9 protein-coding genes are annotated in these 11,163 nt (G+C 61.4%); 1 reads left to right on the forward strand and 8 read right to left on the reverse strand.

Annotated features, from left to right (window positions below):
- Positions 1-82 precede the first annotated feature (82 nt).
- The 8 genes from QMX91_RS24195 to QMX91_RS24230 all read right to left on the reverse strand — a co-directional run bounded on the left by QMX91_RS24195 (position 83) and on the right by QMX91_RS24230 (position 10,123).
- On the reverse strand, positions 83-847 hold the full coding sequence (locus QMX91_RS24195) for an ATP-binding cassette domain-containing protein (protein ID WP_003222314.1): 765 nt from the start codon (positions 845-847) through the stop codon (positions 83-85).
- Between the two features lie 13 nt (positions 848-860).
- A complete protein-coding gene (locus QMX91_RS24200) occupies positions 861-1,979 on the reverse strand; it encodes a succinylglutamate desuccinylase/aspartoacylase family protein (RefSeq protein ID WP_097086538.1) in 1,119 nt (372 codons plus the stop codon).
- 11 nt (positions 1,980-1,990) lie between these two features.
- Positions 1,991-2,701 carry an ABC transporter permease gene (locus tag QMX91_RS24205; protein ID WP_041070638.1) on the reverse strand — a complete coding sequence of 237 codons (711 nt, stop codon included), beginning with the start codon at positions 2,699-2,701 and terminating at the stop codon, positions 1,991-1,993.
- The gene (locus tag QMX91_RS24210) at positions 2,698-3,426 is read right to left on the reverse strand and encodes an ABC transporter permease (protein WP_003222319.1); all 729 of its coding nucleotides are present in this window, start codon (positions 3,424-3,426) and stop codon (positions 2,698-2,700) included. The genes QMX91_RS24205 and QMX91_RS24210 overlap by 4 nt, the downstream gene beginning before the upstream one ends.
- 57 nt (positions 3,427-3,483) lie before the next feature.
- Positions 3,484-4,266 (reverse strand): transporter substrate-binding domain-containing protein, encoded by a 783-nt coding sequence (locus tag QMX91_RS24215; protein WP_003222321.1) that lies wholly within the window; start codon positions 4,264-4,266, stop codon positions 3,484-3,486.
- A gap of 425 nt (positions 4,267-4,691) precedes the next feature.
- Positions 4,692-6,380: an ATP-dependent DNA ligase gene (locus QMX91_RS24220; RefSeq protein ID WP_282413499.1), complete on the reverse strand. Its 1,689-nt coding sequence runs from the start codon at positions 6,378-6,380 to the stop codon at positions 4,692-4,694.
- Positions 6,377-7,411: a ligase-associated DNA damage response exonuclease gene (locus tag QMX91_RS24225; RefSeq protein ID WP_247840054.1), complete on the reverse strand. Its 1,035-nt coding sequence runs from the start codon at positions 7,409-7,411 to the stop codon at positions 6,377-6,379. Before QMX91_RS24225 ends, QMX91_RS24220 begins: the two co-directional genes overlap by 4 nt.
- A 264-nt stretch (positions 7,412-7,675) precedes the next feature.
- Entirely contained in the window at positions 7,676-10,123 is a 2,448-nt protein-coding gene (locus tag QMX91_RS24230) for a penicillin acylase family protein (RefSeq protein ID WP_282413500.1), read from the reverse strand.
- A gap of 342 nt (positions 10,124-10,465) precedes the next feature.
- Between QMX91_RS24230 and QMX91_RS24235 the strand changes: the two genes are divergently transcribed.
- Complete coding sequence (locus QMX91_RS24235; RefSeq protein ID WP_282413501.1) at positions 10,466-11,023, forward strand: cysteine hydrolase family protein; 558 nt, start codon at positions 10,466-10,468, stop codon at positions 11,021-11,023.
- Positions 11,024-11,163: the final 140 nt, after the last annotated feature.

Below are 11,163 nucleotides of genomic sequence, written 5' to 3' on the forward strand. Positions count from 1 at the left end.
GCGGTGGGTCAGTCAAAACAATGCTGACTGACCCACCGCTTTCGCGAGCAAGCCCGCTCCCACAGGTTTTTATCTGCGTCTGTTACTTGAGGTTACCGCTGAGGAACTGCTTCAGCCGTTCGCTCTTCGGGTTGCCCAGCACATCTTCCGGCGCGCCTTCTTCTTCCACCAGCCCTTGATGCAGAAACAACACCTGGCTGGAGACCTTGCGGGCGAAGCTCATTTCATGGGTGACCATGATCATCGTCCGACCTTCTTCAGCCAGACCCTGAATCACCCGCAACACCTCACCCACCAGCTCCGGGTCGAGCGCCGAGGTCGGTTCGTCGAACAGCATCACTTCCGGCTCCATCGCCAGCGCCCGGGCAATCGCCACCCGCTGTTGCTGGCCGCCAGAGAGAAACGCCGGGTACTGATCGGCAACCCGCGCCGGCAGGCCCACTTTATCCAGATAACGGCGGGCGCGGTCTTCGGCTTCCTGCTTGCTGCAACCCAGCACCCGGCGCGGGGCCATGGTGATGTTTTCCAGCACGGTCATGTGGCTCCACAGGTTGAAGTGCTGGAACACCATGGCCAGTCGCGTGCGCAGGCGTTGCAGTTCATTCGGGTCGGCGACGTGCATGCCGTGGCGGTCGGTGACCATGCGGATCGCCTGGCCATCGAGGCTCATGGCGCCGTCGTTGGGTTGTTCGAGGAAGTTGATGCAGCGCAAAAAGGTGCTTTTACCCGAGCCGCTGGCGCCGATCAGGCTGATCACGTCGCCGGTCTTGGCCTTGAGCGAAACGCCTTTGAGTACCTGATGGTCGCCATAGCTTTTGTGCAGACCTTCAACAGTCAATTTGTACATGGGGCAGACATCCTCAAGGCGAAAGTAGGTAGCCGCTGCGATAGGCTTCGGCGCCCGCCACGTGGGCGATCACCATGCCGGCAGTAGCCATGCGCCGCAGCGAGCGGGCGTACAGCAGGCCGGCGGCAGTGCAATGAATGGGGGTGACCCGGTCGTGGATCGGGTCGATGATTTCGGCAATCTGTTGCCCGGCTTGCAGGTATTGCCCGGCCGTAGCGGTGTACACCAGCAAGCCGCCCACCGGCGTGGTCACCGGTTCGACGCCGGCCAACGGCGTGGCGGGGAACGGCAAGGGCGGCTGCGGTTTGGTCTCGCCGACGATCGCATCGAACTGGATCAGGTAATCGATCAAGGCCTGGCAGTCACGACTGGCCATTGGGTGATTGACGTCACCCTGGCCGCGCAACTCCACGGTCACCGAAAAACTGCCCAGCGGAATCTCGAAGTGTTCGCCAAAGCGCTCCTGCAGTTGCCACCACAACAGGGTGAAGCATTCGTCGAATGACTGGCCGCCGGAATCGGTGGCCAGCAGACTGGCCTGAGCTTCGATGTAACGCGCCAGCGGCTCGACCTGCGGCCACGCTTCGGGCGTGGTGTAGAGATGAACCACGGATTCGAAATCGCAGTGCAGATCCAGCACCATGTCGGCATCGCACGCTAGCCGTTGCAAGGTCAGGCGCTGGGATTGCAGTTGTGTGCCGGGCGTTTGACGGGCGAGGGCGTTGCGCAGGCTGGCGCGGATCAGCTCAAGGTTGCGCTGCGGGTCGTCGCCCAGTTTGCCCTCGATGTCGTTGCCGATTTCTTCGCTGAGGTCGACGAACCAGCGATTGAAATTCTGCCCGCTCTCCATCTCGTACCGGCCCAGCGGCACGTCCATCAGCACTTGTTCGAGGCCGACCGGGTTGGCCACCGGCACCAGCACAATCTGGCTGCGCAGGCGCCCGGCGGCTTCCAGCTCCGCCAGTCGCTGCTTGAGGTGCCAGGCCACGAGCATGCCGGGCATTTCGTCGGCATGCAGCGAGGACTGGATGTAGATCTTGCCTTGGGCCTGCTCCGGGCCGAAGTGGAAGCTGTGGATCTGTCGTGCGGTCCCCGGCACCGGGGCCAACAGGTCATGGATCTGGTGTCGCATTACAGGTTTTCCTAGTGGGTCGGCCCGAGGAATGCCAGCCATCGGCGTTCGGCGAGGCGGAACAGGCCGACCAGCGCAAAGGTAATGGTCAGGTAGATCAGCGCGGCGATGCCGAACGACTGGAAGGTCAGGTAGGTCGCCGAGTTGGCGTCCCGCGCAACTTTCAGGATGTCGGGGATGGTCGCGGTGAAGGCCACGGTGGTCGAGTGCAGCATCAGGATCACTTCGTTGCTGTAATACGGCAACGAGCGACGCAGCGCCGAGGGCATGATCACGTAGGCGTACAGCTTCCAGCCGGTCAGGCCGTAGGCCTTGGCCGCTTCGACTTCGCCATGGTTCATGCTGCGGATCGCCCCGGCGAAAATCTCCGTGGTGTAGGCGCAGGTGTTGAGGGCGAACGCGAGGATCGTGCAGTTCATCGCATCGCGAAAGAAACTGTCGAGCAACGGCTGCGCGCGCACGGCGGCCAGGCTGTAGATCCCGGTGTAGCAGATCAGCAGCTGGATGTAGAGCGGCGTGCCACGGAACAGGTAGGTGTAGAACTGCACTGGCCAGCGCACATAGAAGTGCGAGGACACCCGGGCGATCGACAACGGGATCGACACCAGAAAACCGATGAAAATCGAGGCGCTGAGCAGCCACATGGTCATCGCCAGACCGGTGATGTTGGTACCGTCGGTATAAAGGAAGGGTTTCCAGTATTCCTGCAGGAGTTCGATCATCGTACGGCCTCCCGGGCACCGGCGGCGTAGCGACGCTCGAGCCAGCGCAGGATGACGTTGGATGCACTGGTGATCAGCAGATAGATCAAGGCGGCGAGTACCAGGAAGTAGAACAGTTGATAGGTGCTTTTACCGGCGTCCTGCGCGGCTTTGACCAGATCGGCCAAGCCGATGATCGACACCAGCGCGGTGGCCTTGAGCATCACCATCCAGTTGTTGCCGATGCCCGGCAGGGCGAAGCGCATCATTTGCGGGAACACCACGAAGCGAAAACGCTGGCCGCGCTTGAGGCCATAAGCGGTGGCCGCTTCGACCTGACCGCGTGGTACGGCGAGGATCGCCCCACGGAAGGTTTCGGTGAAATACGCGCCATAGATGAAGCCCAGGGTGATCACCCCGGCGGTAAAGGAGTCGATCTCGATGTAGTCCCACTCCATGACGTCGGTCAGGGCGGTCAGCCAGGTTTGCAGGCTGTAGAAAATCAGCAGCATCAGCACCAGATCCGGCACCCCGCGAATCAGCGTGGTGTAGAGCTGGGCAGGCAGGCGCAACAGTTTGGATTTCGACAGTTTGGCACTGGCACCCAAGAGGCCGAGCAACACGGCCACCAGCAGCGACAACGCCGACAATTTGATGGTCATCCAGGTGCCTTCCAACAGCAACGGGCCGAAGCCCTTGAGGCTGAAGGCGGAGAGCCCCAGATTTTGTAAGAGGTTTTCGAACATAAATCAGCAACCTGAGCGGATGGAAAAGGCGCCCATCGAACGATGGGCGCCAGGGCATTATTTACCGCTGTACAGATTCAGATCGCCAAAGTGTTTCTTTTGAATCTCGGCGTATTTGCCGTCATCGTGTAACGCTTTGATACCTTTATCTAAAAGCGCCTTCAGCTCTTTGTTACCTTTCTTAATACCGACAGCGGTTTTGGCTGGCAGCAATTCGCTGTCGACCGGCTTGCTGACTTCGTAGTTGGCGCCGTCCGGCGACTTCAAAAAGCCCAGTTCGGCTTGCAGCATGTCCTGGATCGAGGCGTCGAGACGGCCGTTTTTCAGGTCGGCGTAGACCTGATCCTGGTTGGCGTACGCCTGGATTTTCACCCCGGCCTTCTCCAATACGGCCTTGGCGTAGGCTTCCTGGATGGTGCCTTGCTCGTAACCGACGGACTTGCCCTTGAGGGAAGCGACGTCATCGCTAAGGCCGGAGCCCTTCTTGAACACATAGGAAGTCGGGCCGGAGAACAGCTCGCTGGAGAAGTCGATCGCCTTTTCACGGGCCGGGGTCACGGTCATCGACGAGATCACACCGTCGAATTTGTTGGCGTTGAGGCCCGGAATCATGCCGTCGAAGTCACTTTCAACCCATTTGCACTTGACCTTCAGCTCGGCGCAGATTGCGTTGCCCAAGTCGATGTCGAAGCCCACCAGGCTGCCGTCGGCCGCTTTCGACTCGAACGGTGCGTAGGAAGGATCAACGCCAAAACGCAGCTCTTTGTATTCCTTGGCCAGCGCGGAGCCGGCAGCCATGCACAACGCCAGTGCAGAAAGGGTCAGCAATGCTTTTTTCATTATTCAATCCCTAAGAACCAATATGAGCGCTTGTGGCGCAGAATTATTGTTACTGGAACGCGTACGACCTATAGAAAGTAGCAATTTCCGAACCAGAGTCCCGAACAAGTGTTTTAAAAGGTTGGGGGAGGGAGGAGGGAGAGGGATTGGTGCACGGGAATGGGCGCGGGGAATGAGCTGCACCAAGTTGGGTCAATGCAGGTATTTTTAAGTGATTCAGAATACTTGTAGCGAGGGGATTTATCCCCGATCGGCTGCGCAGCAGTCGCAAATCCGGTACACGCGGTTTACTGAAAGAATGATGGGGGGCCGCTTCGCGGCCCATCGGGGATAAATCCCCTCACCACAAGATCTCCTCACCAGAAAATCCACTCACTACAGGATGTTCATTCAGGACGATTGGAGGTTTGTCCCGGAAAACCAGGTCAGGCCAGCAAATCCTGCAGCGTCGCCAGGCTGTCGGCCTCATCCACCGTCTTGTCCTGCCGCCAGCGCAGCATTCGCGGAAAGCGCACGGCGATCCCGCTCTTGTGCCGTCGCGACAGGGCGATGCCTTCGAAACCCAGTTCGAACACCAGACTCGGCTTGACGCTGCTGACCGGGCCGAATTTTTCCACGGTGGTCTTGCGCACGATGCTGTCGACCTGGCGCATTTCCTCGTCGGTCAGCCCCGAATAGGCCTTGGCGAACGGCACCAGCGCCCGTTGGCTGGACTCGGGCGGGCCGTCCCACACGGCGAAGGTGTAATCGCTGTACAGACTGGCGCGCCGGCCATGTCCGCGCTGGGCATAGATCAACACCGCATCGACGCTGAACGGATCGACCTTCCACTTCCACCACACGCCCATGTCCTTGGTCCGGCCTACGCCATACAGGGCGTCGCGGGCCTTGAGCATCATGCCCTCGACACCGAGGCGCCGTGAGGCTTCGCGCTGCTGGGCGAGGTCGAACCAGTCACTGCCAGTGAGAATCGGCGAGGCCAGTAACACCGGGTTGTTACCGTGAGCGATGACCTGCTCCAGTTGTGCGCGTCGTTCGGCCTGTGGGCGGTTGCGCCAGTCTTCGCCCTGCCACTCCAGCAAGTCGTAGGCGAGCACCACCACCGGCACTTCTTCGAGGATTTTCTTGTCGAGGGTTTTGCGCCCGATGCGCTGCTGCAGCAGGGCGAACGGTTGCACCGCCGGCGGTGCGCTCGATTGCGGATCGAAGGCGTCTGCAGTGCTCGGATGGGTGCTTTTCCAGACCACGATTTCGCCGTCGATTACCGTGCCGTCGGGTAACGCGTGGACCAGTGTGTCGAACTCGGGGAAACGCTCGGTCACCAGTTCTTCACCCCGCGACCAGACCCACAGCCGACCCTCGCGCTTGACCACCTGCGCGCGGATGCCATCCCACTTCCATTCCACCTGCCAGTTGCTCGCCGGCCCCAGCAGCGCTTCAAATTCCTCGACCGGTTGCGACAAGGCATGCGCGAGGAAAAACGGGTAGGGCTGGCCGCCACGTTGCGCATGTTCATCGGCGGATTCCGGCGCGATCAGTTTCAGGTAGCTGGCCGCGTTCGGCCGGTTCGACAGGTCGGTGTACCCCACCAGCCGCTGCGCCACGCGTTTGCTGTCGAGGCCGGCCATCGACGCCAGAGCGCGGGTGACCAGCAATTTCGACACGCCGACGCGGAAACTGCCGGTGATCAGCTTGATGCACAGCATCAGGCTCGGCCGATCCAGTTGCGCCCACAGCGCGGGCAGGTGGCGGGCGAGGTATTCCGGGGTTTCACCGCGCAGCGGCAGCAGCTTGTCTTCAATCCATTCGGCAAGACCGGCCTCGGAGCTGTGCGAATTTTCCGGGAGCACCAGGGAAATGGTTTCCGCCAGATCGCCAACGGATTGATAACTTTCCTCGAACAGCCACGGTTGCAGTCCCGAGACTTCCACCGCCAGTTCGCGCAGGATGCGCACCGGCACCAGTTGCCTCGGGCGTCCACCGGACAGAAAGTACACCGCCCATGCCGCGTCCTGTGGTGCTGCTTGAGCGAAGTAGGTTTGCATCGCTGCCAGTTTGGCGTTGCTTGACGTGGTGGCGTCGAGTTCGGCGTACAGCTCGGCGAAAGCTTTCATGCTTGCACCTCGGCGATAACCGGCTCGGCGCCAATGTTCTCCTCTTCGTCGTCGCCGTATTCGGTGTTGAAACCCTGCGCGTCCAGGCCTTGTTCGCGCAGATGCCGGACCAGCACGCCGATCGAGCCGTGGGTGACCATCACCCGTTCGGCGCCGGTCTGTTCGATGGCCCAGAGCAGACCCGGCCAGTCGGCGTGATCCGAGAGCACGAAACCGCGATCCACGCCGCGCCGCCGACGGGTGCCGCGCAGGCGCATCCAGCCGCTGGCGAAGGCGTCGCTGTAGTCACCGAACCGGCGCATCCAGGTGCTGCCGCCCGCCGAGGGCGGGGCGATGACCAGCGCCTGACGCATGATCGGGTCGGATTTTTTGATGTCGCCGGCGTAGATCGTCGGCGGCAGGTACACGCCGGCCTCGCGGTAGACCCGGTTCAGCGGCTCGACCGCGCCGTGGCTGAGGATCGGGCCGAGGCTGGCGTCGATGCCGTGCAGGATCCGCTGAGCCTTGCCGAACGAATAACAGAACAGCACGCTGGCCTTGCCCGCCGCGATGTTCGCCTGCCACCACTGGTTGATCTCGCTGAACACCTGCGCCTGTGGTTGCCAGCGGTAGATCGGCAGGCCGAACGTCGATTCGGTGATGAAGGTGTGGCAGCGCACCGGTTCGAACGGCGCGCAGGTGCCATCGGGTTCGATTTTGTAATCCCCCGACGCGACCCAGACTTCGCCACCGTATTCCAGGCGTACCTGAGCCGAACCGAGCACATGCCCGGCGGGATGGAAACTCAAGGTCACGCCGTGATGGGTCAGCCGCTGGCCGTAGGCGAGGGTTTGCAGGTTGATCTCCTGACCCAGACGCGCACGCAAGATCCCTTCGCTGGCGCTGCTGGCAAGGTAGTGCTGATTGCCGTTACGGGCGTGATCGCCGTGGGCATGGGTGATCACCGAGCGCTCGACCGGGCGCCACGGATCAATGTAGAAATCCCCGGCAGGGCAATACAAACCTTCGGGGCGGGCGATAACAAGGTCCATGTCGTTACCAGAATGGGGGGCTTGTTAGCTATGAGGTTGGCGCGTGTCTGGAAGTTCTATCGATTTTCAAAGCTCCCTCACCCCAGCCCTCTCCCGGAGGGAGAGGGCGCCGACCGAGGTGTCTGGCGAGCTTCATCGGCCTGAAAGTCCGCGTCGATTATGGATTCGGCGCGACGGTTCAGGTCGGTGTATTGCGAAAGAACAACTCCGTCGGTCCCCTCTCCCTTGGGAGAGGGTTAGGGTGAGGGGCTTTTGATCTGTGCCTTACTTGCCCGGTGTGAGGGTCAAACGCGTCTTGCCATACACCCGGTCAAAGTTCTGCGGCTGCATCGGCAAGCCGATGTACTGACCCTTGAGCCACGCATCGATGCCGTTGAGGTAGTTCGGGCTGGCCGGGTTGCCGGACTGGCCGGTGCCGTTCTGGCCCATCAGCGGCTCAGCCTGGCTGAAATCAACGATGAAACGCATCGACGGCGCACGCGTGGTGTTGAAGTCCTTGCCCCAGGCAAACGCCGCAGTATTGAGCGTGGTGTGATCGCCGCCGGCTGCCAGCGGGCCGCGAACGGTCTGGCCATTGGCGTTTTTCCACGTGTAGCTGTGCAGTTTGCCCCACTGCCAGGCCTTGTGATCGCCACCCAACTGACTGTCGCCAGCGTTGATCGCGGCGGCCAGACTGCGCGCCAGAATCACGGCTTTGTCTTCTTTCTGCGGGGTACGCAAGTCATCCCAGAACGGGCTGTCTTCGCGCCCGAGCAGGTGATCGGCCTGCGCCGCGTAGGACAAGTCGCCATTGGCAACAAAGGCTTTCCACGCCGGACTCGACTCGGGGCCGAGCTCATCGAGGAAGATCTGCTTCATGCTTTCTTGCAGGAACAGTTCATAGATCGCCGCATCCGCCGAGGTCGGGCTGAGCTTGCCGTCAAACGCCATCAATCGGGTGAACGCCTCGCGCGCCTTGTTGCGATCGGCTTCCGGCAGGGCGTCGATCGCCTGTTTCAGCGGCTGCTTCATGCCCGGCGCTTCAAACATTTTCTTCAGCTTGGCAGCGAAGGTGGTGGTCTGGTCGTACTGCATGGCGATCACGCTGCGACCGTCCTGTTTGCCGCTGTTGGCCAGTTCCGCCAAGCGCTCACCGCGCTCCGGCGCCGCCCACGAGTTGGACAACTGCATGCCGTAGCCGTGAGGAATGACCCGCTGGTTGGCGGTGCCGAGCCAGCCCTGGGTCGGGTCCTGATCGTACGGGTGCAACATCGGGTCGGCGTAACCGTCCCAGTCATAACGACCTTCCCAGCCCGGCGATGGCAGCAGGCCTTCGCCTTCGCGCCGGTTGGGGAAACGCCCGGTGACCTGCCAGCCGATGTTGCTGGCGTCGGCGAATACCATGTTCAGGGCGATGGCGCGGATCTCGCGGCTGGCGTCTGACGCGCGTTCAACGTTCTGCGCACGGGTCAGGTCAAAAAATGCGTCCAGCGATTTGTCGTCGGTGAAGCTCGGGGTTTGCAGGGCCAGACCAAAACCGTTGCCCTGTACGGCCTGAGCACTGTTGAGCAGCGCGCCGTGGCGGGTTTCGTACACCGCTTCGCGAATTGGTCGCTGGCCTTTGACGAAATAGGTTTCGTTGCGCACGCCCAGCGGCTGCCATTTGCCATTGACCTCATAGGTCAGGCTGTTGCCCTGACGGCGGATTTTTTCCAGGAACAGGTCCTGATTGTCGCCGAGCACGCTGGTGGCGCTCCACGCGACTTTGCCGTTGAAACCGCCGAGTATCATCGGCAGACCGGCGACGGTGACACCGGCAGCCTGATATTTCGGCGCGCGTATCTGCACGAAGCTCCACAGCGACGGTGCCGCCAGCGGGCCATGGCTGTCGCTGGCCAGAATGCTCTTGCCGCTGCGGCTGCGCTGCGGGGCGATCGCCCAGTTGTTCGACGTGCTGGCGCCCAGCAGATTCATCGCTGCCAATTGCTGGCTGGCATTGCTCAGCTCGGTGAGACCGGGGATCTGCCCGTTGAGCTTGAGGCCTTGCAGCTTGTCGGCCTCGGCCAGCGGCAGATTTTCATCGGGTGCGGACGGGGTCAGCCAGGCGAGTTTGTCGCTGGTCACGGTTTGCGCCAGCACCAGGGATGAGATCTCTTCCGGCAGGTTGGCCGACTGGCTGAAGTTCAGCAGCGCGAAGATCAGCGCCGAATCTTCCGGTTTCCAGTATTCCGGCTTGTAGCCACTGGAGGCGAGGTCGCCCGGCAACTTGTCGGCGTAGCGGAACAGGTAGGCGTTGACGCCCCGCGCATAGACTTCGAAGAAACGCTTGAGGCGTGGCGACGAGGCCTTGTACAGCTCGTCGGCGCTTTTCTTCAGGTTGACCGCGCGCATGTAGCGGTCGGCGTCGAGCATCGAGGCGCCGGACATTTCCGCCAGACGCCCCTGGGCCAACAGGCGCAGGGTGACCATCTGGTTGATGCGGTCGCTGGCATGCACGTAACCGAGGGTGAACAGTGCGTCGTGGAAGCTGTTGCTTTCGATCAACGGCATGCCCATGGCATTGCGTCGCACCGAAACGTTCTGCGCCAGGCCCTTGAGCGGTTGCACGCCGGAGGTAGGCGGGAGGGTGTCCTGCGCGTTCCAGGTCTGGCAACCGGACAGGCTCAAGACACCGGTCACTGCTGCGGCAACGCCGAACCGGGGAAGAAAATGTGTGAGGGCTGGCGAGGCCATGGCAAAGCTCCTGCGGGGGTGTAGAGGCTGGGGGCGCAATAAAGCCGCTACGTTAGTGAGCAGGAGATGGCCGCGCAAGCGGGGGACAAACTTATTTGTGAGGTGTGACAGAACCTGTGGTGAGGGGATTTATCCCCGATGGGCAGCGCGGCAGCCCCAAACCTGCCATCTCGGTGGGTCAGCTCTGTCTCGGTTGCAGGAATTAGGGCCGCTTCGCTGCCCATCGGGGATAAATCCCCTCACCACAAAGCGCTTCAATCTGCCGTGTTCGATAGCTTGCTTAATAAGTGGCGGTGATGCTGAACTGCGGAGCTCACTGACCCCGCATGAGAAAAAAACGCCATGGAGCTCAAGGCCAACGCTGCACTGATCATCATCGACCAGCAACAAGGCATTCTGCAGCCGCGACTGGGTAGGCGGAATAATCCACAGGCCGAAGAACGCATGCTCGATTTACTGAGGGCGTGGCGCAGTAGCGGGCGGCCGGTGATTCATGTGCAGCATCTGTCGCGTGAACCGGATTCGGTGTTCTGGCCCGGGCAGTCAGGGGTGGAATTTCAGCAGCGATTCATGCCGCAGGACGGTGAATGGCTGATCCGGAAACAGGTACCGGATGCGTTTTGTGCCACGGGGCTGGAAGCGCAGCTGCATGAGGCGGGGATCGGGCAATTGATCATTGTTGGTGTAGCGACCAACAACTCGGTGGAATCCACAGCGCGCACGGCGGGCAATCTGGGGTTTGAGGCGTGGGTGGCGGAGGATGCGTGTTTCACCTTCGACAAGGCCGATTATTTCGGCACACCGCGTTCAGCCGAAGAAGTGCACGGGATGTCGCTGGGGAATGTGCACGGGGAGTATGCGACGGTGGTCAGTGCGAAGCAGATTCTGGCGGCTGTCTGAACATTTTGGGGTGAATGTACCGGCACATTCGCGAGCAAGCCCGCTCCCACAGTCGACTGCGTTCAGTCAGCGGGAACGCGGTCAACTGTGGGAGCGGGCTTGCTCGCGAAGGCGGCTTGTCAGGCGAAGAAAGCCTTCAC

The organism is Pseudomonas sp. PS01299, from assembly GCF_029960145.1.
GTDB classification, from domain to species: domain Bacteria; phylum Pseudomonadota; class Gammaproteobacteria; order Pseudomonadales; family Pseudomonadaceae; genus Aquipseudomonas; species Aquipseudomonas putida_A.

Excerpts from the sequence above, each read along its gene's own strand:
- QMX91_RS24195 (WP_003222314.1), bottom strand. The coding sequence starts at position 847 with ATGTACAAATTGACTGTTGAAGGTCTGCACAAAAGCTATGGCGACCAT.
- QMX91_RS24200 (WP_097086538.1), bottom strand. The coding sequence starts at position 1,979 with ATGCGACACCAGATCCATGACCTGTTGGCCCCGGTGCCGGGGACCGCA.
- QMX91_RS24205 (WP_041070638.1), bottom strand. The coding sequence starts at position 2,701 with ATGATCGAACTCCTGCAGGAATACTGGAAACCCTTCCTTTATACCGAC.
- QMX91_RS24210 (WP_003222319.1), bottom strand. The coding sequence starts at position 3,426 with ATGTTCGAAAACCTCTTACAAAATCTGGGGCTCTCCGCCTTCAGCCTC.
- QMX91_RS24215 (WP_003222321.1), bottom strand. The coding sequence starts at position 4,266 with ATGAAAAAAGCATTGCTGACCCTTTCTGCACTGGCGTTGTGCATGGCT.
- QMX91_RS24220 (WP_282413499.1), bottom strand. The coding sequence starts at position 6,380 with ATGAAAGCTTTCGCCGAGCTGTACGCCGAACTCGACGCCACCACGTCA.
- QMX91_RS24225 (WP_247840054.1), bottom strand. The coding sequence starts at position 7,411 with ATGGACCTTGTTATCGCCCGCCCCGAAGGTTTGTATTGCCCTGCCGGG.
- QMX91_RS24230 (WP_282413500.1), bottom strand. The coding sequence starts at position 10,123 with ATGGCCTCGCCAGCCCTCACACATTTTCTTCCCCGGTTCGGCGTTGCC.
- QMX91_RS24235 (WP_282413501.1), top strand. The coding sequence starts at position 10,466 with ATGGAGCTCAAGGCCAACGCTGCACTGATCATCATCGACCAGCAACAA.